At 71.0% G+C, this 22,618-nt stretch carries 22 protein-coding genes and 2 pseudogenes; 12 read left to right on the top strand and 12 right to left on the bottom strand.

From position 1 onward, the window contains the following. The first annotated feature begins 7 nt into the window (after nt 1-7). On the top strand, nt 8-472 hold the full coding sequence (locus tag N1028_RS17540; RefSeq protein ID WP_259530717.1) for a hypothetical protein: 465 nt from the start codon (nt 8-10) through the stop codon (nt 470-472). On the opposite strand, the gene N1028_RS17545 is transcribed toward N1028_RS17540, so the two are convergent. The 4 genes from N1028_RS17545 to efeU are packed head-to-tail and all read right to left on the bottom strand — an operon-like array spanning nt 453 to nt 5,302. Further along, nucleotides 453-1,889, bottom strand: coding sequence for an MFS transporter (locus N1028_RS17545; protein WP_259530718.1), 1,437 nt, complete (start codon nt 1,887-1,889; stop codon nt 453-455). The two genes, N1028_RS17540 and N1028_RS17545, sit on opposite strands and share 20 nt — an antisense overlap. Continuing rightward, nucleotides 1,886-3,202, bottom strand: a complete 1,317-nt coding sequence (gene efeB / locus N1028_RS17550) for an iron uptake transporter deferrochelatase/peroxidase subunit (protein ID WP_259530719.1) — start codon at nt 3,200-3,202, stop codon at nt 1,886-1,888. Before efeB ends, N1028_RS17545 begins: the two co-directional genes overlap by 4 nt. Nucleotides 3,203-3,230: 28 nt before the next feature. Next, nucleotides 3,231-4,424, bottom strand: coding sequence for an iron uptake system protein EfeO (gene efeO, locus N1028_RS17555; RefSeq protein ID WP_259530720.1), 1,194 nt, complete (start codon nt 4,422-4,424; stop codon nt 3,231-3,233). Next, nucleotides 4,421-5,302, bottom strand: a complete 882-nt coding sequence (efeU, locus tag N1028_RS17560) for an iron uptake transporter permease EfeU (RefSeq protein WP_259530747.1) — start codon at nt 5,300-5,302, stop codon at nt 4,421-4,423. Before efeU ends, efeO begins: the two co-directional genes overlap by 4 nt. 100 nt (nt 5,303-5,402) lie before the next feature. Here efeU and N1028_RS17565 point away from each other — a divergent pair, with 100 nt between their 5' ends. The 5 genes from N1028_RS17565 (at nt 5,403) to N1028_RS17585 (ending at nt 9,846) form a co-directional block, all read left to right on the top strand. Beyond that, nucleotides 5,403-5,822 (top strand): DUF6113 family protein, encoded by a 420-nt coding sequence (locus N1028_RS17565; protein WP_259530721.1) that lies wholly within the window; start codon nt 5,403-5,405, stop codon nt 5,820-5,822. 37 nt (nt 5,823-5,859) lie between these two features. After that, nucleotides 5,860-6,183, top strand: a complete 324-nt coding sequence (gene fdxA / locus N1028_RS17570; protein WP_259530722.1) for a ferredoxin — start codon at nt 5,860-5,862, stop codon at nt 6,181-6,183. A gap of 15 nt (nt 6,184-6,198) precedes the next feature. Next, the gene (dapC, locus tag N1028_RS17575) at nt 6,199-7,317 is read left to right on the top strand and encodes a succinyldiaminopimelate transaminase (RefSeq protein ID WP_259530723.1); all 1,119 of its coding nucleotides are present in this window, start codon (nt 6,199-6,201) and stop codon (nt 7,315-7,317) included. Between the two features lie 130 nt (nt 7,318-7,447). Next, nucleotides 7,448-8,734 carry a citrate synthase gene (locus N1028_RS17580; protein WP_259530724.1) on the top strand — a complete coding sequence of 429 codons (1,287 nt, stop codon included), beginning with the start codon at nt 7,448-7,450 and terminating at the stop codon, nt 8,732-8,734. 326 nt (nt 8,735-9,060) lie between these two features. After that, nucleotides 9,061-9,846 carry a putative endonuclease domain-containing protein gene (locus N1028_RS17585; RefSeq protein WP_259530725.1) on the top strand — a complete coding sequence of 262 codons (786 nt, stop codon included), beginning with the start codon at nt 9,061-9,063 and terminating at the stop codon, nt 9,844-9,846. Nucleotides 9,847-9,862: 16 nt separating this feature from the next. Here N1028_RS17585 and dapD read toward each other — a convergent pair whose 3' ends face one another. Beyond that, nucleotides 9,863-10,825, bottom strand: a complete 963-nt coding sequence (gene dapD, locus N1028_RS17590) for a 2,3,4,5-tetrahydropyridine-2,6-dicarboxylate N-succinyltransferase (protein WP_259530726.1) — start codon at nt 10,823-10,825, stop codon at nt 9,863-9,865. Between the two features lie 40 nt (nt 10,826-10,865). Between dapD and dapE the strand changes: the two genes are divergently transcribed. The 3 genes from dapE (at nt 10,866) to N1028_RS17605 (ending at nt 13,538) form a co-directional block, all read left to right on the top strand. Next, nucleotides 10,866-11,966 (top strand): succinyl-diaminopimelate desuccinylase, encoded by a 1,101-nt coding sequence (gene dapE / locus N1028_RS17595; RefSeq protein ID WP_259530727.1) that lies wholly within the window; start codon nt 10,866-10,868, stop codon nt 11,964-11,966. Between the two features lie 52 nt (nt 11,967-12,018). Beyond that, the gene (locus tag N1028_RS17600) at nt 12,019-13,293 is read left to right on the top strand and encodes a mannosyltransferase family protein (protein ID WP_259530728.1); all 1,275 of its coding nucleotides are present in this window, start codon (nt 12,019-12,021) and stop codon (nt 13,291-13,293) included. Between the two features lie 71 nt (nt 13,294-13,364). After that, nucleotides 13,365-13,538 carry a DUF3117 domain-containing protein gene (locus tag N1028_RS17605; RefSeq protein ID WP_084361480.1) on the top strand — a complete coding sequence of 58 codons (174 nt, stop codon included), beginning with the start codon at nt 13,365-13,367 and terminating at the stop codon, nt 13,536-13,538. Nucleotides 13,539-13,623: 85 nt separating this feature from the next. Here N1028_RS17605 and N1028_RS17610 read toward each other — a convergent pair whose 3' ends face one another. After that, nucleotides 13,624-14,256, bottom strand: coding sequence for an O-methyltransferase (locus N1028_RS17610; RefSeq protein WP_259530729.1), 633 nt, complete (start codon nt 14,254-14,256; stop codon nt 13,624-13,626). Nucleotides 14,257-14,352: 96 nt separating this feature from the next. Here N1028_RS17610 and N1028_RS17615 point away from each other — a divergent pair. Beyond that, nucleotides 14,353-14,610 (top strand): annotated as a pseudogene (locus tag N1028_RS17615) (twin-arginine translocase TatA/TatE family subunit); the annotation flags it as partial. A 271-nt stretch (nt 14,611-14,881) separates the two neighbouring features. Here the strand turns inward: N1028_RS17615 and N1028_RS17620 are convergent. The 4 genes from N1028_RS17620 to N1028_RS17635 are packed head-to-tail and all read right to left on the bottom strand — an operon-like array spanning nt 14,882 to nt 18,924. Next, nucleotides 14,882-15,871: a hypothetical protein gene (locus N1028_RS17620; protein ID WP_259530730.1), complete on the bottom strand. Its 990-nt coding sequence runs from the start codon at nt 15,869-15,871 to the stop codon at nt 14,882-14,884. Next, nucleotides 15,868-17,055 carry an Mrp/NBP35 family ATP-binding protein gene (locus N1028_RS17625; protein WP_259530731.1) on the bottom strand — a complete coding sequence of 396 codons (1,188 nt, stop codon included), beginning with the start codon at nt 17,053-17,055 and terminating at the stop codon, nt 15,868-15,870. Before N1028_RS17625 ends, N1028_RS17620 begins: the two co-directional genes overlap by 4 nt. A gap of 2 nt (nt 17,056-17,057) precedes the next feature. Further along, on the bottom strand, nt 17,058-17,582 hold the full coding sequence (locus tag N1028_RS17630; RefSeq protein WP_259530732.1) for a DUF1003 domain-containing protein: 525 nt from the start codon (nt 17,580-17,582) through the stop codon (nt 17,058-17,060). Continuing rightward, complete coding sequence (locus N1028_RS17635; RefSeq protein ID WP_259530734.1) at nt 17,563-18,924, bottom strand: magnesium transporter MgtE N-terminal domain-containing protein; 1,362 nt, start codon at nt 18,922-18,924, stop codon at nt 17,563-17,565. The genes N1028_RS17630 and N1028_RS17635 overlap by 20 nt, the downstream gene beginning before the upstream one ends. Nucleotides 18,925-18,994: 70 nt before the next feature. Between N1028_RS17635 and N1028_RS17640 the strand changes: the two genes are divergently transcribed. Then, nucleotides 18,995-19,492: a YflT domain-containing protein gene (locus tag N1028_RS17640; RefSeq protein ID WP_259530735.1), complete on the top strand. Its 498-nt coding sequence runs from the start codon at nt 18,995-18,997 to the stop codon at nt 19,490-19,492. Here N1028_RS17640 and N1028_RS17645 read toward each other — a convergent pair. Next, nucleotides 19,489-21,024: an aminopeptidase P family protein gene (locus tag N1028_RS17645; protein ID WP_259530736.1), complete on the bottom strand. Its 1,536-nt coding sequence runs from the start codon at nt 21,022-21,024 to the stop codon at nt 19,489-19,491. The two genes, N1028_RS17640 and N1028_RS17645, sit on opposite strands and share 4 nt — an antisense overlap. A 90-nt stretch (nt 21,025-21,114) precedes the next feature. Between N1028_RS17645 and N1028_RS17650 the strand changes: the two genes are divergently transcribed. Further along, nucleotides 21,115-21,981, top strand: a complete 867-nt coding sequence (locus N1028_RS17650; protein ID WP_259530737.1) for a PHP domain-containing protein — start codon at nt 21,115-21,117, stop codon at nt 21,979-21,981. 249 nt (nt 21,982-22,230) lie between these two features. Here the strand turns inward: N1028_RS17650 and N1028_RS17655 are convergent. Continuing rightward, nucleotides 22,231-22,618 (bottom strand): annotated as a pseudogene (locus N1028_RS17655) (hypothetical protein); the annotation flags it as partial.

Here is a 22,618-nt window from a genome sequence, read left to right on the forward strand (position 1 = left end):
TCGACACATGAAGCGTAAAGTCTCTGTCATCATCGCCATCTCCTTGGGCGTTCTCGCTGCCCCGGCACTCACCGGCTGCATCGGCAACCCCGTCGAGTCGATCGTGGAGGGTGCGGTCGAGCAGTCCGGGGGCGGCGAGGTCGACCTCAACAGCGACGGCGGCGTGCCCGACGGCTTCCCGAGCGAGATCCCGCTCTACGACGGCGAGATCGTGGGCGGCCTCGGAGCCGGCAACGTGACCGACGGTGGAGGCTGGACCGTCGTGATCGCCGTCGACGACCTCGAGGCCTCGTTCACCTCGATCAACGACCAGCTCGTGGCCGCGGGCTTCGAGTCGAGCTTCTCGGGCTTCACCGAGGGCACCGGCAGCGGCATGTACAGCAACGGCACGTACAGCGTGCTGCTCGCCGTGGCCGACGACGGATCGGGCCAGAAGACGGCCACCTACATCGTCACGGGCGCTTCGCAGTAGGTCCTTCGGCGGCGGCGTCGGCCGCGTCGTCCGCCGCTCTCGTGGCCCGGGGCGCCACGACGAAGGCGGCCACGGCCACGGTCAGTGCGAGCACGAACACCGCCACGAAGCCCGATCCGCCCGCCCCCGCGCCCGCGCCCGCGTCGGCGCCGGCCGTCGGCCCGAACGCCTGGAACAGGATGCCGGCGATCGCGAGGCTCATCGCCGGCCCCGACGAATCCGCGATGTTGAGGGCCGACGAGTTGAAGCCCTGGTTCGCCGGGGTCGAGTTCGCGAGCGTGAGCACCGACAGCCGCGGGTAGGCGAGGCCCATCCCGGCGCCGGAGACCGCCCAGCCCGCGATCACCACGCCGATCGGCAGGTGCAGCGCAGCCGCGAGCAGCACCACGCCGATCGCGAGCACCACGAGGGTGCTGCCGATCCGGAGGCTCACCCGGGCCGGGATGCGGTCGGCGAAACGGCCCTGGGTGAGGGAGACGGCGCCCCACGCGATGCCGCTCGCGGTGAGGGCGAGACCGGCCGCCGCGGCACCGAGGCCGTAGCTCTCGGTGAAGAGGTAGGGCAGGTAGACCTCGGCGGCGAAGAAGCCGCCGGCCAGCAGCAGCCGGGTGGAGACGACGCTCGGGAGCCCGGGCAGCGCCCGGAGCGCACCGCGCGGCAGCAGAGTTCTGAGCGCGATCAGCGCCACCACGAGGGCGGCCGCGGCGATCACGTAGACGAGGGCGCCCTCGAGCTCGGTCGAGACGCTGAGGCCGAGCACCGAGCCGGCCAGCACGATCGACCAGGCGATCCGCCAGCCGTCGATGCGCGGCCGATCGGCTCCCGCGGTGTCGGGTGCGCCGTTCTGCCTGAGCAGCCGGAGCGCCGGCCGGAGCAGCGTGGCGGCGGGCACGATGATCGCGACGACGCCGAGGAACACCCAGCGCCAGCCGAGGGTCTCGCCCACGACACCGGCGAGGAAGGGGCCGACGAGGGAGGGGACGACCCAGGCGGCCGCGAAGAGCCCGAAGATGCGCGGCTGCAGGACGGGCGGGAAGACCCGGGCCACGATCACGTAGAGCGCGACCGTCGTGGCACCGCTGCCGAGCCCCTGCACGAGGCGGCCGGCGACCACGAGCTCCATCGAGACCGAGGTGCCCGCCACGATGAGGCCGGCCGCGAACAGCGCCACCGAGAGCAGCAGGGGAGTGCGGGGCCCCGTGCGGTCGCACCAGAGCCCCGCCGCGACCATGCCCACGACCGAGGCGGCGAGCGGAGCGGCGAACGCCACGGCGTAGAGGGCCGCACCGTCGAGCTCGGCGCTGATGGTGGGCATGACGGTCGTGACCGCGAGGTTCTCGAAGGCGGCCACGAACACGAGCACGACCGCGCCGACCGTGATCAGCCGGTAGCGCGAGGAAAAGGGTCCCTCGCTCACGCGAAGAGCGTCTCGCCGACGAAGCCGCCCTCGGAGGCGCCGGGCGGCACCGCGAAGACGCCCGAGCCGACGTGCCGCAGGTACTCGTTCATGGCGTCGTTCTTGGCGAGGTTCATCTGGATCGGCACGAACTGCGTGCGCGGATCCCGCTGATAGCAGATGAAGAACAGGCCCGCGTTCAGGCGCCCCAGGTCGTCGTTGCCGTCGACGAAGTTGTAGCCGCGGCGCAGCATCTTGGTCCCCGCGTTCTGATCCGGATGCGCCAGCCGCACGTGCGCATCCGTCGCGATCAGCGGCGCGCCACCCCGGCCGGTGGCGGCGAAGTCGGGCTCGGAGAACTCGGTGCCGCCGGAGAAGGGCGCACCCTCTCCCTTGGTGCGGCCCACGATCGCCTCCTGCTCGCGGAGCGACGTGCGGTCCCAGGTCTCGATCGTCATGCGGATCTTGCGGGCCACGAGATAGGAGCCGCCCGCCATCCAGGCGGCGTCGCCCAAGGCATCTGCCGCCGCATCCGAGGCGGCCGCCCAGACCTGCTCGTCGACCACAGCGGTCTCCTCGGCCTTGATGTTGGCCGTGCCGTCCTTGAAGCCGAAGAGGTTCCGCGGCGTCAGCTGGGCGGTCGTGGTGGAGCTCGTGCGGCCGAACCCGAGCTGCGACCAGCGGATGGAGGCCCGGCCGAATGCGATCCGGGAGAGGTTGCGGATGGCGTGCACCGCGACCTGCGGGTCGTCGCTGCAGGCCTGGATGCAGAGGTCGCCACCGGTGAACGTCTCGACGAGGGCGTCGGCCGGGAAGTGCGGGAGGTCGGCGAGGGCGGCCGGGCGACGACCCGCGATCCCGAACCGGTCGGCGCCATCGGCCGACGTGAACAGCGTGGGCCCGAAGCCGATCGTGATGGTGAGGCCGGCGGCCGGGAGGCCGAGCGCCTCACCGGTGTCGTCCGGCGGCGCGTCGTAGGGGCCGCTGACTGCGCCGTAGACGCCCACGGGGTCGCCGGCCGTCATGAGCGCCGCCGCGGCGCTCCAGTCCTGCAGCAGCTCCACGAGCTCGTCGCGCGTGATGTCGCCCACGTCGAAGCTCGCGAAGTGCAAGCGGTCCTGCGCGGGGGTGACGATGCCCGACTGGTGCGCGCCGAAGAACGGGTACACCGCCGCACTCGCCACGGCCGACGCAGCCGGGGGCAGGGCGAAGCGGTCGACGGCGATGCCGCCCGCCACGCCGATGCCGGCCCCGAGAGCGCCGGCCCCGGCAAGGCCGAGCAGCCCCCGGCGGGAGATGCCAGGGGCCGCCTGGGCCGGATCGGGTTCGGACATGGCTCCTACTGTAGGCCGGGCCCGGAGGCTAGCCGACCAGCGTCGCCGTGAGCCGGCTGAGAGGCTCGCTGAGGGCGCTCACGCCATCGGCGAGCTGCTTGACCTGGTCGGTGGAGAGCTCGTCGTAGTAGACGAAGCCCTCGTCGAGACTGCCGTACTCCGCGAGAGTCGACTCGAGGGAGGCGAAGCGGTCGTCGATCGTCGTGACGAGCTCCGGATCCTTCGTCTCGACGATGTCGCGGACGCCCTCGTAGGCCACCCGGGCGCCCTCGAGGTTGGCCTGGAAGTCCCACAGGTCGGTGTGCGACCAGATCTCCTCCTCGCCCGTGATCTTGCCGCTCGCGACCTCCTCGAGGAGGCCGATCGCGCCGTTGGAGATCGCGTCGATCGTGACCGTGTACTCCGGGTCGTTGACGGCGTCGTAGAGCAGCTGCGTGTCGGCCACGAGCTTGTCGGCGTAGTAGGTGCGCTCGTCGGCGGTCAGCGGCACGTACTCGGTGCCGCCGTTCTCCTCGGCGGTCGGCGGGAACAGGTCTTTCTCGATCCGGTGCCAGCCGGTCCACTCGTCCTCCGGCGGCACGTCGGCCTCGCGGAAATCGATGGCGGGGTCGAGGTCGCCGAACGACTCGGCCACCGGCTCGATCCGCTCGTAGTTCGCGCGCGTGATCGCGTAGAGGTCGGCCGCGCTCTCTCCGCCGGGCGCCGGGGTGTCGGAGACGTAGGCGTCGACGAAGGTCTGGGTGCCGACGACGAGCTGGCCCACCTGGTCCTTGACGTAGGCGACGTAGTTGGCGGCCGCCGCGTCGACCTGGTCCTGCACGTCGCCGGCGAGCTCGACCTTGTCGCCCGTGACCGAGAACGAGGCGCGGCCCACGCCGTCGCCCACCATGCCGGGCTTGCAGACCGTGAAGTAGTCGCCGGGCTGGGCCTGCACCACGAGGTCGCGCGAGATGCCGGGGCCGACGTTCTCGACCTCGCCCACGATGCGCAGGCCGTCGTCGGCGAGGAGGTAGAACTCGGTCACCTGGTCGCCGGAGTTGGTGACGCTGAAGGTGAGGGTGCCGCTCGTGGCGGTCGTGGCGCTCACCACGCAGTCGTCGGTGGTGGAGTCGACGGTGATGGCCGCCGTGTCGCCGCCGGCCGGGCTGTTCGGCACGCAGCCGGCGAGGGCCAGCAGGGTGATGGCTGCTCCTGCCGAGGCGATGAGGGGTCTGGTGTTCACGAGTGCTCCTTGATCGGATGGGAGGTGCTGGGGCTGGTCGTGGTGGTGCCGGTAGTGCTGGCGCTGCTGGGCTTCCGGCCGCGTCGCACCGCGAGCACGAAGAGGGTCATGGTGGGGATGAAGTAGGCGAGCCAGGCGATCATCTCGAGCCAGGTGGTGGCGGGGGAGAAGTTCACCGTGCCCTTCAGCAGGGTGCCGTACCAGCTGTCCGGAGGCACGATGGCGCTCACGTCGAACGCGAGGTCGTAGAGGCCGGGCAGGATGCCCGCCTCCTGCAGGTCGTGCACCCCGTAGGAGAGCACGCCCGCGGCCACCACGATGAGGAAGCCGCCGGACCAGGCGAAGAACTTCGCGAGGTCGATGCGCACCAGGCCCTTGTAGATGAGGTAGCCGAGCACGACGGCGGTGGCGATGCCGAGGGCCGCCCCGAGGATCGGCAAGGTGGTCTCGCCCGTTGCCTGCACGGCCGCCCAGATGAACAGGGCGGTCTCGATGCCCTCGCGGCCCACGGCGAGGAACGCCACGAGCACGAGACCCCAGCCGGCTCCCACGAGTGCCTTGTCGACGTCGCTGTGCAGGGTGCCCCTGAGATTCTGGCTCGTGCGGAGCATCCAGAACACCATCCAGGTCACGAAGCCCGTGGCGATGATGGAGAGGCCGCCGCCGATGGCCTCCTGGGCCTCGAAGCTCAGGCCGTAGGTGCCGAACGTGAGCACGGCGCCGAGGGCGAGCGCCACGAGCACCGCGAGGGCGACGCCGGCCCAGAGCCGCCGCAGCACATCGGGCCGCTCGAGCTTCTGCACGTAGGCGATCAGGATGCCCACCACGAGAGCGGCTTCGAGCCCTTCGCGCAGGCCGATCAGGTAGTTGGCGAGCACCCGCATCCATTCATAGGAATTCGGTAAGCCTAGCCTTACCAAGGATCGAGAGTACGACTCGCACAGCTTTTTGTCCACTGCGGCCGCGTATCCTGATCGGATGCTCGCCGCACCCGACCACGCGCCGCCCCCCGCTGCCGCCGGGTCGACCCGCGGCACGCGCGCCCTGGCACTCGTCGTGTCGTTCGTGCTGGGGGCCGTCTTCGGCATCCTGGGCACCGTCGTGCACCAGGTGTCATTCGGCGTGTTCGGGCTCTTCGACGTGCCCGTCGGACTGCTCGTGGCGCTCCCCGCCACCGCCCTCCTGCTGGCCGGCCTCCGGCTCGTCGCGCCCACGCGGCTCGCCGCGGTGCTCGCGGCCGCCGCGCTCGTCGGGGTCGTGGCGCTGCTCGCGCTGCCGAGCCAGGGCGGCTCGGTGCTCATCCCCGCCGACGTGACCGGGATGGCGTGGGTGATCGGGTCGACGCTCGTGGCCGTCGTGGTGCTCGCATGGCCCGAGCCCGCCCCGCGGAAGCCGTAGACTTGACCTCCCGGTCATCGAAGGGAAACGAACAACTGTGACCTATGTCATCGCCCTCCCGTGCGTGGACGTCAAAGACCGCGCCTGCATCGACGAGTGCCCGGTCGACTGCATCTACGAAGGCGAGCGTTCGCTCTACATCCACCCCGACGAGTGCGTCGACTGCGGGGCCTGCGAACCCGTGTGCCCCGTGGAGGCCATCTACTACGAAGACGACCTGCCCGAGGAATGGGCCGACTACTACAAGGCCAACGTCGAGTTCTTCGACGAGGTGGGCTCGCCCGGCGGCGCCGCCAAGGTCGGCGTCATCAAGCACGACCACCCGGTGATCGCGGCCCTGCCCCCGCAGGGCGACCACTAGCGGCGGGGCCGGACAATGGCCCTCGGCGCCCTTCCCGACTACCCGTGGGATCAGATGGAGCCGTACGCGGCGACGGCCCGCGCGCATCCGGACGGCATCGTCGACCTCTCGATCGGCTCGCCGGTCGACCCCACGCCCGAACTCGTCCGCTCCGCCCTGGCCGCGGCGACGGATGCGCACGCGTATCCGCTGACCGCCGGCTCGGTGCCGCTGCGCTCGGCGATCGTCTCCTGGTGGGAGCGCCGACGGGGTGTCACCGGGCTCACCGAGGCGAACGTGCTGCCGACCATCGGCTCCAAGGAGTTCGTGGCGTGGCTGCCGTTCATGCTGGGTCTGGGCTCCGGAGACGTGGTCGTGCATCCCCTCGCCGCGTACCCGACCTACGCCCTCGGTGCGCAGCTCGCGGGAGCGACCGCCGTCGCCTCCGACGACCCCGACTCCTGGCCCGCGGCGACGCGGCTCGTCTGGCTGAACAGCCCGGGCAATCCGGATGGCCGGGTGCTGTCGGTGGCCGAGCTGCAGGCGGCCGTGGCGCGGGCGCGCTCGCTCGGTGCCGTGATCGTGGGCGACGAGTGCTACGCCGAGCTCGGCTGGGACGGGCCCTGGGCCTCGACACCCGTGCCATCGCTGCTCGACCCTCGAGTGACCGGGGGAGACCTCACGGGCGTGCTCGCCGCCTACTCGCTGAGCAAGCAATCGAACCTCGCGGGCTACCGCGCGGCCTTCGCGGCCGGTGACCCGGCGCTGATCTCCCGCCTGCTGACGGTGCGGAAGCACGCGGGCATGATCCCGCCCGCACCGGTGCAGGCGGCCATGGTGGCGGCGCTCGGCGACGACGCGCACGTGGCGGCGCAGAAGGAGCTCTACCGGGCGCGGCGCTCGGTGCTGCGGCCCGCGCTCGAGTCCGCGGGGCTCCGGATCGACCGGAGCGAGGCAGGACTCTACCTCTGGGCCACCGAGGGCCGGGATGGCTGGGAGACGATCGGGCGCCTCGCCTCTCTCGGCATCCTCGCAGGGCCCGGGCACTTCTACGGGTCGTCGTATCCGACCCATGTGCGCTTCTCCCTCACCGCGACCGACGAGCGGATCGCCGCCGCCGCATCGCGGCTGTCGGAATCCTCCAACGACCGCTGACCAGCGTGAGCGGATGCGACAGTGGGCTTCGGGTCACATTAGGCTGTATGAGGGTCAACGCGGTCACGGGTCATCATTCCTGCTGCGTCCCGCCAACGAACATCCAGGCAGGATCACTCAAGGAGGCGCCGTGACGGACGTCGAGAAGAAGGCAACGCTGACCTATCCGGGAGGGACGGCGGAGTTCCCGATCCTCGACAGCGTCGACGGTGCATCGTCGATCGACCTCTCGTCGCTGACGAAGCAGACGGGCTACACGACGCTCGACTACGGGTTCGTGAACACGGCGGCCACGAAGTCGGCGATCACCTACATCGACGGCGACCAGGGCATCCTGCGCTACCGCGGCTACCCGATCGAGCAGGTCGCGACGTCTCTGTCGTACCTCGAGACCGCGTGGCTGCTCATCTACGGCGAGCTGCCCACGGCCACCGAGCTGAGCGACTTCGACGAGCGCATCCGCCGGCACACCCTGCTGCACGAAGACCTCAAGCGCTTCTTCGACGCCCTGCCGCACAACGCGCACCCGATGTCGGTGCTCTCCTCGGGTGTCTCGGCGCTGTCGACCTACTACCAGGACTCGCTGAACCCGCACTCGCCGGAGGACGTCGAGATCTCGACCATCCGGCTGCTCGCGAAGCTGCCCGTGATGGCCGCGTACGCGCACAAGAAGAGCCTCGGTCAGGCGTTCCTCTACCCCGACAACTCGCTGTCGTTCGTCGACAACTTCCTGCGGCTGAACTTCGGCAACCTCGCCGAGCCCTACGAGATCAACCCCGTGCTGTCGAAGGCGCTCGAGCGGCTGCTCATCCTGCACGAGGACCACGAGCAGAACGCGTCGACCTCGACGGTGCGCCTCGTCGGCTCGACAGAGGCGAACATGTTCGCGTCGATCTCGGCGGGCATCAACGCGCTCTTCGGGCCCCTGCACGGCGGCGCCAACGAGGCCGTGCTCACGATGCTCGCGCAGATCCGCGATTCCGGTGAGGGTGTGGCGAAGTTCGTGGAGCGCGTGAAGAACAAGGAGGCGGGCATCCGTCTCATGGGCTTCGGGCACCGCGTCTACAAGAACTACGACCCGCGCGCGAAGCTCGTCAAGGAGTCGGCCGACGAGGTGCTCGCCGCTCTCGGAGTGCAGGATCCGCTGCTCGACATCGCGAAGGAGCTCGAGGAGGTGGCCCTCAACGACGAGTACTTCGTCTCACGCCGCCTCTACCCGAACGTCGACTTCTACACCGGCGTCATCTACAAGGCGATGGGCTTCCCCACGCGCATGTTCACGGTGCTCTTCGCCATCGGCCGCCTCCCGGGCTGGATCGCGCACTGGCGCGAGATGTCGTCCGACCCCCAGACCAAGATCGGCCGCCCCCAGCAGCTCTACTTGGGCTCGGCGGCCCGCGACCTCCCCCCGCGCTAACCCCCTCTGCCGAAACGTCACTTTCCACGCCAAATCCCTTCAGGAGGCGTGGAAAGTGACATTTCGGCGTTGTGGAGCGCGGGGGTTGTGCACAGATTCTGGGGCGAGGGCAGGCGAGGGAGTGCGCAGGGTGAGCATGGGGCATGCCCAAGAGAGTTCACCTTCCCGATGATCTGCTGTCGGGGCCGTTCCTGGCGCGGGAGGGCGCGCTCCTCGTGGGCGAGCCTGCGTTGCGTTCACGGCGATTCGCGCGACCGTTCTGCGGTGTCCGGAGCGTGGTGGACGACGCGTCGCTTCTCGGGAGGTGTCGAGCGTACGCCGCTCGGATGACGCCGAGTCAGTGCTTCAGCCACACCACCGCTGCCGCGCTGTGGGGGATCCCGCTGCCGGCGGTCCACGAGTCGGAGCAGCGCATCCACGTGTCGGCGCTCGACGGCACGCGCCCCCGGCTGCGCGGAGTCGTGGGCCATGACCTGCACTCGGATCGGGTGGGGCTCGCGCGGATCAGTGGCCTCCCGGTGACGGATGCGGTGAGCACGTTCCTGCAGCTGTCGACGATGCTCGCCTTCGACGACCTGGTCGCGGCGGCCGACCACCTGATCCTCACTCCGCGTGCGCAGGCGATCCAGACCCGGCCGTTCGTGAAGACGGAGGAGCTCATCGACTCCGTGCGCCTCTTTCATGGGCGTGGCAAGACCGTGGCGAGAAGTGCCGCGCGATGGATGCGGGACGGAGCGGAGTCACGTCAGGAGACACGGCTCCGGCTCGAGCTGCTGCGAGCGGGACTGCCCGATCCGGAGCTGAACACGCCGATCTGCGACGCGGCCGGGCGATTCCTCGCCTTTGGCGACATCGTCTTCCCACGGTGGAAGGTGCTCGTGGAGTACGACGGCGACCAGCATCGCACGAGCCCCGAGCAGTACCGACGCGACATCGAGCGCCACGACGCCTTGGTGCGTGCCGACTGGAGGCACCTGCGAGGAGGCCTCCACACCCCTGAGGCGGGCACCCACTCGCTCCCCTCCCTCACTCGAGCAGCCCTCACCCAGAGAGGCTGGTCTGCCGAGCCGTCACTTTTCACACCACCTGGAAGATTTTGGCGTGGAAAGTGACGGTTCGGCAGGTGGGTCAGGCGTGGAGGGTGGGGTTGAGGGTCACTCCGGCTCCGGAGCGGGAGACGGCCTCGACCGCGCCCGTGAGGGAGTTGCGGCGGAAGAGGAGGTTGGGGACGCCGGAGAGGGAGACCGCCTTGACCACGCGGTTCTCGGCATCCGCTCCGGAGTCGTCGATGAGGACCACCTTGGTGCCCGCCGTCACGTAGAGGCCTGCCTCCACGACCGAGTCGTCGCCGATCGAGATACCGATGCCCGCGTTGGCGCCGAGGAGCGCCCGGGAGCCGATCGACACGCGCTGCGTGCCGCCGCCCGAGAGGGTGCCCATGATGGAGGCGCCGCCGCCGATGTCCGAGCCGTCGCCCACCACGACCCCCTGCGAGATGCGCCCCTCCACCATCGAGGTGCCGAGCGTGCCCGCGTTGAAGTTCACGAACCCCTCGTGCATGACCGTCGTGCCGGGTGCCAGGTGCGCTCCGAGCCGCACGCGCGACGCATCACCGATCCGCACACCGACCGGGGTCACGTAGTCGAGCAGGCGCGGGAACTTGTCGATCGAGTAGGCCTGGATGCCCGCCCTCTGCAGGGAGGAGCGCAGGCGCGAGAGGGCCTCCGGATGCATGGGACCCGCGTTCGTCCACGCCACGATGGGCAGGTGGCCGAAGATGCCGTCGAGGTTGATCGTGTTGGGCGCCACGAGCAGGTGCGACAGGAGGTGCAGGCGGAGGTACGCATCCGGGGTCGAGGCGGGCGGGGCGGCCAGCTCGATCGAGACCGTCGTGACCGAGACGGAGATCTCGCGACGCGCATCCGGAACCGCGTGCCCGGTGAGATCGGCGGGCACCGAGCGGTCGGCCCCCGCCGGCGCCGACCCCAGCGCGGGGGCCGGGTACCAGGTGTCGAGCACGGTGCCGTCTGCGGCGATCGTGGCGAGGCCGTGGCCCCAGGCGTGCGTGGGAGTGGAAACGTCTTCAGGCATGCCTCCAGCGTATTGGGCCGGGAACCCTAGACTTCTGCATATGGACAGATTCGATCCCGCCCAGCCCGTGCTCGACCTGAGCGCATCGTCGACGGTCCTCACCCAGCAGATCTGCGACGTCGAGTCGGTCTCGGGTGACGAGGGGCTGCTCGCCGACGCGATCGTGGCCTCGCTCGCCGGAGCCGGCCACCTCGAGATCGTCCGCGACGGCGACACCATCGTGGCCCGCACGAACCTCGGCCGGGCCGAGCGCGTCGTGATCGCCGGCCACATCGACACCGTGCCGCTCAACGAGAACCTGCCCACCCGATACGAGACGATCGACGGCGAGGCGTACCTCTGGGGCCGCGGCACGGTCGACATGAAGGCCGGCGTGGCCGTGCAGCTGAAGCTCGCCGCCGAGCTCACCGATCCCGTGGTCGACATCACCTGGATGTGGTACGACCACGAGGAGGTCTCGAACGACCTCAATGGCCTCACCCGCCTGGCGGCGAACCGGCCCGACCTCTTCGCCGGCGACTTCGCCATCCTCGGCGAACCCAGCAACTCGCAGATCGAGGGCGGCTGCAACGGCAACCTGCGCGCCGAGATCCGAACCTTCGGGCTGCGTTCGCACTCGGCCCGCAGCTGGGTGGGCGACAACGCCATCCACAAGACCGCCCCCATCCTCGCGACCCTCGCCGCCTACGAGCCGCGCCAGGTGGAGGTCGACGGGCTCGTCTACCGCGAGGGGCTGAACGCCGTGGGCATCAGCGGCGGGATCGCGGGCAACGTGATCCCGGACGAGGCGATGGTGCACGTGAACTACCGCTTCGCCCCGAGCCGCTCGGGCGAGGAGGCCATCGCGCACATCCACGAGACCTTCCCCGGCTACGACATCCGGATCGTCGACCTCGCCGAGGGCGCGCGTCCCGGGCTCGACGCCGCGCTCGCCCAGCGCTTCCTCGCGGCCGTGGGCGGCGAGGCCAAGCCGAAGTACGGCTGGACCGACGTGGCCCGCTTCTCCGCCATGGGTGTTCCCGCCGTGAACTACGGCCCCGGAGACCCGCTCAAGGCGCACGCCGACGACGAGCGGGTGCGGGTGAGCCAGATCGAGGACTGCGAGGCCGGCCTCCGCGCCTGGCTCACCGGCGCGGTCTGAGCCGGTGGCTGCTGAGCCGGTGCCTGCCGAGTCGGTGCCTGTTGAGTCGGTGGTGACGAGGTCTGCGGCGCGGTCGGGCGATCCGGCGCGCGCCGCGCAGGCGGCGACGGCGGCGGCCCGTGGCGCTGCCGGCACCTCAGGCCCCGGATGGGCCTCCCGGCTGGCCAGCCTGCCCTGGTGGGCGCACGTGCTCACGATCTTCGTGCTCTCGCGCGTCGTCACCACCGTGATCGTGCTGCTCTTCGCCCGCGCGCAAGGCCAGAACCCGTGGACGGGCGCCAACCCGCCCTACCTCTCCTACGCCGCCATCTGGGACGGCAACTGGTATAAGATCATCTCCTTCTCGGGCTATCCGAGCACGCTCCCCATCACCGCCGACGGGCACGTGGGCGAGAGCGCGTGGGCCTTCATGCCGGTCTACCCGTTCGTGGTGGAGGCCATCCGCTTCGTCACCGGGGCCAGCTGGGAACTCGTGGCCGTGTCGGTCTCGGTGCTCTGCTCCGCCGGCGCCGCCCTCGTGTTCTACAAGCTCATGGAGCACGTGCTGAAGAACCGCGGCGCCGCCCTGTTCAGCGTGGTGCTGCTCACGGTCGCCCCGCTCTCGCCGCTGCTGCAGTTCGCCTACGCCGAGGCCATGCAGCTCCTCCTGCTCGTGAGCGCCCTCTATCTCGTGGTGACGCGGCGCTACGTCTGGGTGTTCCCGATCGTCGCCGTCATGGCGCTCACGCGACCCACCGGCCTCGCGTTCGCGCTCTTCCTCGCCCTGCACGTGGTGCACCGCTTCGTGACCCGTGAGCGCGATCCGTTCCCCGTCTCCGAGCGGATCACGACGTGCGTGCTGGCCGTGTTCAGCGGCGTCATGGGGCTCGCGTGGCTCCTCATCGCCTGGGCGGTCACGGGATCGCTCACGGCCTACACCGACACCGAGCTCGCCTGGCGAGCGGCCTACATCGGCTACGGCGAGCTCGTGCCGTTCACGGCCTGGTTCCAGAGCGGCAACTGGTGGCTGGGGGAGCCGCTCGGCGCGATCGTGGTGGTGGGGATCGTGGTGGGCTTCGCCGTGTTCCTCTTCCTGCCGCCGGTGAAGCGGCTCGGGGTCGACCTCCGGCTGTGGCTGGTGAGCTACGCGCTCTACCTCTTCGCGGTGTTCTTCCCGCAGTCGAGCGTGTTCCGGCTGCTCCTGCCGATGTTCCCGGCGCTCGGCGCGCTCGCACTGCCGCGCTCGATCGTCTACCGGGTCGGCATCGTGCTCGTCTGCATCGCCGGCCAGGTGGGGTGGATGGCGATCGGCTGGGGTGTGGACGGAGCCGACTGGACACCCCCGTGATGACGGAGATGTTCCATGACTTCACTCGGATCCGCGATAATAGTCAGTGACTACCACGAAAGGGGAGCCGAATGGCCGCCATGAAACCGAGGACCGGCGACGGACCGATGGAGGCAGTGAAAGAAGGACGCCTCATCATCGTGCGCGTTCCGCTGGAAGGCGGAGGACGCCTGGTCGTCTCCGTCAACGACGCGGAGGCGAAAGAGCTCCACGATGCTCTCGCCGGGGTGGTCAGCCCCGCCTAGCCGAGATGCTCGACACGACCCCGGTGCTTCGGCGCCGGGGTCGTTCGCATTCCCGCCCGCCGTCGCAACCGGGTTCGCCCCGGGGCTACTCGGCGATCTTGGTGACCTGGAGCAGCCCGTCGCCGGCAGGGGAGAGCGCCACGAGCACGGCCTCCGAGGCCGAGAACGCGGCCGCGAGCGTGCGGAAGTCGCCCACGGTCTCGCCGCGCTGCGCCGGGTCGGCGACCTTGTCCTTCCAGAGGGCATGCGGCACGAGCACGGTGCCGCCCCGGCGGACCATGCGGAGCGCATGCTCGACGTACTCGATCACCGAGGCCGGATCGGCGTCGACGAGCACGAGATCGTAGGAGCTGTCGTTCAGGCGCGGCAGCACGTCGGCGGCCTTGCCCGTGATGAGACGGATGCGGTTGGCCGGCACCTTCGCCTCGACGAGCGCGGCGCGCGCCACCTGCTGGTGCTCCACCTCGGTGTCGATCGAGGTGATGGTGGCTTCGGGCGCCCCCGTGAGCATCCAGAGGGCTGACACGCCGAGCCCGGTGCCGATCTCCACGATCGATCGCGCACCCGTGGCCGCCGCGATCACGGCGAGCTGGCTGCCGATGGCGGGCGACACCGACTCGACGCCGAGCTCGATGGCGTGGGCGCGCGCTGCGGTGATGGTGGGCGACTCGACGACGATGTCGTCGGCGTACTTCCAACTGGATTCTTTGCGTGACAAGGGGGCCTCCGCGCCCAGCTTAGGCAACGCGGATGCCCCGGCCGCGGAGGCACGCGGCTCACAGGTGGGGCCGGGCCACGGCGGTATGATTTCAGCATGTTCGGGTTGACCTTCGAGAAGCTCCTGCTGATCGGGGTGATCGCGGTCTTCCTTCTCGGCCCCGAACGGCTCCCCGGCTACGCCGCGAAGCTGGCCCAGCTCGTGCGCACGGTGCGCGACATGGCCAACGGCGCCAAGGAGCGCATGCGCGACGAGATGGGCCCTGAGTTCGACGACGTCGACTGGAAGAAGCTCGACCCACGTCAGTACGACCCACGGCGCATCATCCGCGAGGCGCTGCTCGACGACGAGCCCGGCGGTCCCGCCGGTGCCGGTGCGGCGGCGGGCGCTCCGGCGGTACGGCCGGTGGACCGGCCCGCCCGGCCCGCCCGGCCCGCGCCGGCGTACCTGCAGCACAAGGCGAAGTCGGCGGGAGGTCCGGTGGACCTCGCGAAGGACGCGGCGGTCGTCGCTCCGGCGGCGGCGGGCGCGGCTGCCGCTGAGACGACGCGCGCAGCGGCGGATGCCCCGGCGGCTACGGCTGCCGCGGCGGCCACGACGTACGACTCCGAGGCCACCTAGCGGCTCACGGCACCGCGAAGCCGCAGGTCGAAGCGATGAAGGCGTAGAGGGCCAGGCGGAGCTCGTCGGAGGGTGAGACGTGCACGGTGCCTTCCGTGCCGTCGGCGAGCGTGACGGCGACGGGGAGGACGGTGCCGCGTTTGTCCTCGGCGATCGCGTGGGGGTCGCAGCGGGCCGGTACCGCGTCGAGGGTGATCGACGTGGGACCGTGGCCTCGAGCGACCGAGATGCCGAGCGGCCACCCGGCGCCGCCCCCGTCAGCGGGGGCGGCGTCTGCATCGGTGGCGGGCGCGGCGGGCTCCAGCAGGATCGTGGACGCCGCGCCATCGAGCGTGAGGGATGCGGGTGAGCCGCTCGCGGTCGGGCGGGCCGCCGGCTCGACGTGCAGGGTGAGCCGTGCCACCCCATCCGGGCCCGAGCCCTCGATGCGCAGGCGGTCGTCGAGACGCAGGGCCGCGATGGCGGAGACCTCGTGCTCGAAGCAGTCCTCCTGCGCGATGCGAGGGAGCACGCCGAAGGGGTCGGCGGGCGTGGCGGCGACCGTGCGCTCTGCACCCGTCGCATCCGTGACTCCGACCGTCAGCATCGGCGTCGGATCGGCGGGGGCGGGACACACCGACGCGCCGAGCGGCACCGGGAGCTGCCGCACGAGACCGGCCGGCACCTCCACCGGGCCCGGGTAGTCGACGGCGGTGGCGAACTGCGTCGACTCGAAGTGCGCCGAGACGACGGTCAGCGGTGCGTCGCCCTCGTTGCCGATCGAGAGCTGCAGCGTGCGGGTGGCGTAGTCCGGGCGGTTCTGCAGGATGGAGAGTGCGAGGCCGTCGACGACGACGTGCTCCGGGACATCGACTGCCGCCGGGGATGCTGAGGGCGGGGGTGGGGAGGACGCGACCGGATCGCCTTCCGGCGCCGTGCATCCGCTCGCCGTGAGAAGCAGGAGCGCACCGAGGAGAGCCGCGGATGCGGTGACCGAACCCCGGCGCCCGTTCACGCCGGGGCGAGCCCGAGCTTGCGGCCGGCGAGCCCGCGGCCGCGGCGTGCCATCTTCTCGGCGACCGACGAGATGGCGAGGCTGGCGGGATCCGCAGGATCGGCGAGCACGACGGGCGCGCCCGCGTCTCCGCCGCTGCGGAGGGCGACGCTGATGGGCACCGAGGCCAGCAGCGGCACGTCCGATCCCTGGCGCGCAGTCAGGCGATCCGCGACCTCCCGGCCACCTCCTGCGCCGAAGATGTCGAGCACGGTGCCGTCGGGGGCGGCGAAGCCCGCCATGTTCTCGATCACCCCGTAGACGTTCTGGCCGGTCTGCATCGCCACGAGGCCCGATCGCTCGGCCACGTCGGCGGCGGCCGCCTGGGGGGTCGTGAGCACGATGACGTCGGCGTTGGGCAGCAGCTGCCCGATCGAGATGGCCACGTCGCCCGTGCCGGGCGGCAGGTCGAGCAGCAGCACGTCGAGGTCGCCGAAGTAGACGTCGGTGAGGAACTGCGTGATGGTGCGGTGCAGCATCGGGCCGCGCCAGGCCACGGCGCCTCCCGTGGCGGAGGCCTGCTCGGGATCGATGAACATGCCGATCGAGATGACCTTCACGCCGTGCGCGACGGGCGGCAGGATCATGTCGTCGACCCGGGTGGGCCGCGCGGCCGCACCCGCGTGGTCGACGAGGCCCAGGATGCCCGGGATCGAGAAGCCGTAGACGTCGGCGTCGACGAGCCCCACCGAGAGACCGCGGGCGGCGAGGGCCACGGCGAGGTTGGCGGTCAGGGTCGACTTGCCGACCCCGCCCTTGCCGCTCGTGACGGCGTAGACGCGGGTGAGGGAGCCGGGACCGAACGGCATGGTGCGCGCACCGCCTGGCCCGCGGAGGCGTTCGGTGAGGGCGGAGCGCTCCTCCTTCGTCATCACCGAGACGTCGACCGACACACCGGTGACGCCCGGCACCGAGCCGGCCGCGTCGCGGACGTCGCGTTCGATGGTGGCCGCCGCGGGGCATCCGACGATCGTGAGCTTGAGGGCCACGGACGCGGCGCCTTCGGCCGTCACGTCGACCCCGCCCACCATGTCGAGCTCGGTGATGGGCTTGCGGATCTCGGGGTCGATCACCCGGCCGAGGGCCGTGCGCACCGCCGCCGCGAGATCGGGGACCGGGGCGGGGGCGGTGCCGGGGCCGGTCACGATCACTCCTGGCGCTCGGAGGTCTTCGCGTCGCGGTCGAGCTCCTCCAGGAGCGACCGCAGCTCGGAGCGGATGAACTCCTTGCTCGCCATGTCCTGCAGTGCCAGACGCAGCGCCACGACCTCGCGGGCGAGGTACTCGGTGTCGGCGAGGTTGCGCTCGGCGCGCTGCCTGTCCTGCTCGAACTGCACCCGGTCGCGGTCGTCTTGACGGTTCTGGGCGAGCAGGATGAGCGGGGCGGCGTAGGAGGCCTGGAGCGACAGGATGAGTGTGAGCGCCGTGAACCCGATGGCCGCCGAGTCGAACCGCAGGCCCTCGGGTCCGTAGGTGTTGAACAGGATCCACATGACGCAGAACAGCGTGAGCCCGAACAGGAACCACGGGGTTCCCATGGCGCGCGCGATGGACTCGGTGAAGCGGCCGAAGCGGTCGCGGCTCTGCACCGGACGGCGGGAGATGATCGGGGTGCGGCGCCCCTTGGGCGCGGCGAGGCCGGTGTCGGGCCGGTTAGCGGGTGTTCGTGCCACGACCACTCCTCCTCTCACGGATGCTCGGGCGTGCGATGGCGATGGAGGCTGTGCTGGTCGTCACACCTCCTGGTGCTGGGCGATCCGCTGCGGGAGGCGGGTCGTCGTCGTTGTCTTGGCTGCGCCAGTCGTCCGGAAGCAGGAAGTCGAGGACGTCGTCGATGGTCACCACCCCGACGAGTCGGTGGTTGTCGTCGACGACCGGCACCGAGACGAGGTTGTAGCTCGCGAGGATGCGGGAGACCACGGCGGCGCTCGTGTCGGCCGTGACCGGCTCGAGACCCTGGTCGAGGATCGTGCCGAGCCGCTCGTGCGGCGGGTAGCGGAGCATCCGCTGGAAGTGCACCATGCCGAGGAAGCGGCCGGTGGGCGGCTCGTACGGTGGCAGGGTGACGCAGATGGCGGCGCCGAGCGCAGGTGCGAGCTCGTGCCGGCGGATGAGCGCGAGGCCCTCGGCCACCGTGGCGTCGGCGCTCACGATGATGGGCTCGGTGGTCATCAGACCGCCAGCGGTGTCGGGCGCGTAGGCGAGCAGCATGCGCACGTCGTCGGCCTCTTCGGGCTGCATGAGCTCGAGGAGGTGCTCACCGCGCTCCTCGGACAGCTGGGCGATGAGGTCTGCCGCGTCGTCCGGCTGCATCTGGTCGAGTACGTCGGCGGCCCGGTCGTCGTCGAGCTGGGCGAGGATCTCGACCTGCTCGCTCTCGGGCATCTCCTCGAGCACGTCGGCCAGACGGTCGTCCGGCAGCTCCTCGGCGACCTCGAGCATGCGCGCCTGAGGCAGGTCGAGGAGGGTGTTGGCGAGGTCGGCGGGCTTGAGATCGCTGTAGGTGGCGATGAGCTGCTCGGCCGACTGCGCTTGACCTGCGGAGGTCTTCTCCACCACGTCGTCCCAGGTGGCGAACACCGTGGCGCCCTTGGCGAAGGGGGACGGGCTCGTCTTGGGGCGGCGCACGAACAGCTGCGAGACCGCCCATTCGCCGGGTCCGTGCTCCTCGATGGAGACGTCCTCCACCACGGCCTGACCCGATCCGTCGCGGAAGACGACCGCGCGCCCGAGCATCTCGGCGATCACCCGCACCTCGCCGCCGCGCTGCTCGAAGCGGCGCACGTTGATGAGACCGGTCGTGATGATCTGACCGCTCGAGATGCTCGTGACACGACCGATCGAGACGAACACGCGGCGCCGACCCGGGATCTCGACGATCAGGCCGACGACGCGTGGCGGATCGCTCTTGCGATAGACCACGAGGACGTCGCGCACCTTGCCCAGCCGGTCGCCGGCGGGGTCGAAGACGGTGCACCCCGCCAGACGGGCGACGAAGACTCTGGTGGCACTCACGGTTACTAACCTAGACCGTCCGGCTGGGTGCGCCCGGGAGGCTGCCAGGGCGCCATGGGAGGATGGCAGGGTGAGCGACCGACCTCCCCAGCCGCGCCGAGGCAGCACCCGATTCCCCGTGATCCCGCGTGGTGAGGTGGTGGCCACCTTCGACGCCTACGGCGATGCGCAGGCCGCCGTCGACCGGCTCGCCCGGGCCGACTTCCCGGTGAGGGAGGTGTCGATCGTGGGCAGCGACCTCAAGAGCGTGGAGAGCGTCACGGGAGCCATGAGCTATCCGCGGGCCGCCCTCACGGGGGCGCTCTCGGGACTCTGGGTGGGGATCTTCTTCGGGCTGCTGTTCGTGCTGCTCGCGCCCGAGAGCGCGAATGTGCTCTTCATCGGGGCGGCGGCGCTGATCGGGGCCGGATTCGGGCTGTTCTTCAACATCGTGGTCTACAGCCTGGGGCGCCGGCGGCGCGACTTCACCTCGGTGATGCAGGTCGTGGCGTCGTCGTACTCCGTCATCGTGAGCCCGGAGCACGCGAACCGTGCCCGCACCGCGCTCGACGCCCCGCCCGCGCCCTAGTCGTCACTCCTGATCTGCCTCATCCAGGCCTCCACCTCGTCGGCGGTGCGCGGGATGCCGATCGAGAGGTTCTCGGCGCCGTCGGCCGTCACGAGGATGTCGTCCTCGATGCGCACGCCGATGCCGCGCATCTCCGCCGGCACCGTGAGGTCGTCGGGCTGGAAGTAGAGGCCGGGCTCGATCGTGAAGACCATGCCGGGCTCGAGCACGCCGTCGAGGTACATCTCGCGGCGGGCCTTGGCGCAGTCGTGCACGTCGATGCCGAGGTGATGGCTCGTGCCGTGCACCATGTAGCGGCGGTGCTGCTGGTTGTCGGCCTCCAGCGCCTCCTCGGCGCTCACCGGCAGGAGGCCCCATTCCGCGGTGCGGCGGGCGATCACGGCCATCGCGGTCTGGTGGATCTCGCGGAACCGGATGCCGGGACGCACGATCGCGAACGCGGCATCCGCTGCCTCGCGCACGGCCTCGTAGACCCGGCGCTGCACGGGCGAGAAGGTGCCGTTCACCGGGAGGGTGCGGGTGATGTCGGCGGTGTAGAGGCTGTCGAGCTCCACTCCGGCGTCGAGCAGGATGAGGTCGCCGGGCACGACGGGACCGTCGTTGCGGGTCCAGTGCAGGATGCACGCGTGCGGGCCGCTCGCCGCGATGGTGTCGTAGCCGACCGTGTTGCCGTCGAGGCGGGCGCGGGTGTTGAAGACGCCCTCGACGAGACGCTCGCCGCGCTCGTGGGCGGAGCTTGCGGCGAGATCGCGGATGACGTCGTCGAAACCGCGGGCCGTGGCGGCGACGGCCTGGCGCATCTGCTCGACCTCGTAGGCGTCCTTGACGAGGCGGAGCTCGGAGAGGGTGCGGTGGAAGTCGGCGTCGGCCTCGTCGCCTGCCCCCTCGGGCAGTCCCTCGGCGGCTTCGCGCACGACGAGCGTGCTGTCGTCGAAGACGACGTCGGCGAACGCGGCGATGCCCTCGGTGGGGAGGTCGAGGTCGCTCGCGACCTGGGCGAGGGAGGGGCGGGGGCCGATCCAGAACTCGCCGATCTCGGAGTTGGCGTAGAACTCGTCGCTGTCGCGGCCGGCGCGCTCACGGAAGTACAGGGTGACGGTGTGGGCTGCGATGTCGGCGGCGGGATCGACGGCTCCGGCGTCGCTCGCGTCGGCGGCGGCAGGTTCGAAGACGAGGAACGCGCCGGGTTCGGAATCCGAGGCCCAGCCGGTGAGGTAGGAGAACGCCGAGTGGGCGCGGAAGGGGTAGTCGGTGTCGTTGGAGCGCTGCTTCGGGGCTCCGGCGGGGACGACGAGGCGCTTGCCGGGGAAGGCGGCCGACACGGCGGCTCGGCGGGCGGCGGCGTAGGCGGCCTGCTCACGGGCCGGTGGGAGCGGTTCGTCGCGCTCCGCCCAGCCGCTGGCGATGTAGTCGCGGAAGCGATCGGAGGAGGGCGTGGTCGAGCGGTTGCCGGTGGCGCGCGGCTCCGGGGCCTCGGTGGCCTCGGGTGAGGTGGCGCTCGTGGCGGGGGCGGTGCTGATGGGATCTGCCATGCCTCCATTGTCCACCTCCGGGCTGGGCGGCGTCTCGTGAGGGGCTGCGCGTCGGCACGAGCGCGCGTGGCGACTGGCTAGCATGGAGGGATGTCTTCCGATCGGCTGTTCCGGGAGCCGATCGACCTGCACACGCACAGCAGGGTCTCCGACGGCACCGAGTCGCCCGCCCAGCTCGTGCGCGCGGCACGGGAGGCCGGGCTCGGCACCGTGGCCCTCACCGACCACGACTCGACCGCGGGCTGGAGCGAGGCATCCGCCGCCGCTCGCGAGAACGGGATCACCCTCATCCCCGGCATGGAACTCAGCACGCGCGTGGGCTGGTCGAGCGTGCACCTGCTCGCGTACCTGTTCGATCCGTCGGACGCGCGGCTCGTGGCCGAGACGGCGCGCATCCGGGAGGCCAGGCTGCTGCGGGCGGAGGAGATGGTGCAGCGCATCGGGCGCGACTACGACCTCGCCTGGGATGACGTGGTGGCCCAGACGAACCCCGGCGCCACCGTGGGCCGGCCGCACATCGCCGACGCCCTCGTGGCCCGCGGGCACGCGGCCAACCGGAGTGCTGCCTTCGCGGGCATCCTGCACTGGCGGGCGGGGTACTACCAGCCGCACTACGCACCCGATCCGCTCACCGGGATCAAGCTCGTCGTGGCCGCCGGTGGCGTGCCCGTGATCGCGCATCCCGCCACCGTGAGCCGCGCCGACCTCGCGCTCGAGGAGTCGATGGAGCAGTACGTGGAAGCGGGACTCTTCGGGCTCGAGATCGACCACCGCGAGAACACCGAGGAGGGGCGGGAGAACCTGAGGGAGCTGGCGTCGCGGTACGGACTCGCCCTCACGGGCTCGAGCGACTACCACGGCGAGGGCAAGCCCAACCGCCTGGGGGAGAACACGACGGCGCCTGAGGTGCTGGAGGCGCTGATCGCGCGTTCTTCGGGGTCGGCGCCGGTGTATTAGCCGCGCCGCCGCCTCTGCGGCGCGGGGGACGTGTGGCGGCGCGGTCGCTTCGCGGCCACGCTGCCACCTCGGGGCGTCGAGTGGGCCCTGTTGCGTTGGGGACGGACGGGACTCGGTGGTACTGGTACTCAGGGGTTCCGGCGCGGGGTGAGCTGGGCGTGATGGTGATCTGTAACGGTAGAAATGAAGAGGACCGACGCCCTATACGGGGTCGGTCCTCTTCAGATCCGAAGTTACACGGGGTGGGCGCTACTCGGCGCGGGGGGCCCGGTTGCGGGTGCGGGAGCGGCGGCGGGGGGCGCTGTTGCCGTCGTGGTGCTCGGATCCCGAACCCGTCGAGGTGGACTCCGTGGCGGAGGCGTCGCTCGGGGCCGATGAGGTTGCGGTGCCGCCGAGGGAACCGCTGCGGATGCGGTTGCGGTTGCGGCTGCGGCTGGCGCGGGCGGCCTCGCCGGAGTCGGCGGTGCCGGCGGTCACGGTGGTGGTGGGGGCGGTGGTGTCGCCACCGGTGCGAGGGGCGGAGGCCGCTGCCTCGTCGCCGCCCTGGCGCGGGGCGCGGTCGGCGCCAGCGGAGCGGGCACCGGCGCTGTCGCCGCCACGGCCGCCGCGCGAACCGCCGCGGCCACGAGCGCCGCCG

The sequence above is a fragment of the Herbiconiux oxytropis genome (genome assembly GCF_024979315.1).
Taxonomy (GTDB): domain Bacteria; phylum Actinomycetota; class Actinomycetes; order Actinomycetales; family Microbacteriaceae; genus Herbiconiux; species Herbiconiux oxytropis.

Bases quoted from the DNA above. Each gene is read 5' to 3' on its own strand.
- dapE (WP_259530727.1), top strand. From the start codon at position 10,866: ATGGACAGATTCGATCCCGCCCAGCCCGTGCTCGACCTGAGCGCATCG.
- efeB (WP_259530719.1), bottom strand. From the start codon at position 3,202: ATGTCCGAACCCGATCCGGCCCAGGCGGCCCCTGGCATCTCCCGCCGG.
- dapC (WP_259530723.1), top strand. From the start codon at position 6,199: ATGGCCCTCGGCGCCCTTCCCGACTACCCGTGGGATCAGATGGAGCCG.
- N1028_RS17540 (WP_259530717.1), top strand. From the start codon at position 8: ATGAAGCGTAAAGTCTCTGTCATCATCGCCATCTCCTTGGGCGTTCTC.
- N1028_RS17585 (WP_259530725.1), top strand. From the start codon at position 9,061: ATGACGCCGAGTCAGTGCTTCAGCCACACCACCGCTGCCGCGCTGTGG.
- dapD (WP_259530726.1), bottom strand. From the start codon at position 10,825: ATGCCTGAAGACGTTTCCACTCCCACGCACGCCTGGGGCCACGGCCTC.
- N1028_RS17605 (WP_084361480.1), top strand. From the start codon at position 13,365: ATGGCCGCCATGAAACCGAGGACCGGCGACGGACCGATGGAGGCAGTG.
- N1028_RS17650 (WP_259530737.1), top strand. From the start codon at position 21,115: ATGTCTTCCGATCGGCTGTTCCGGGAGCCGATCGACCTGCACACGCAC.
- N1028_RS17645 (WP_259530736.1), bottom strand. From the start codon at position 21,024: ATGGCAGATCCCATCAGCACCGCCCCCGCCACGAGCGCCACCTCACCC.
- N1028_RS17565 (WP_259530721.1), top strand. From the start codon at position 5,403: ATGCTCGCCGCACCCGACCACGCGCCGCCCCCCGCTGCCGCCGGGTCG.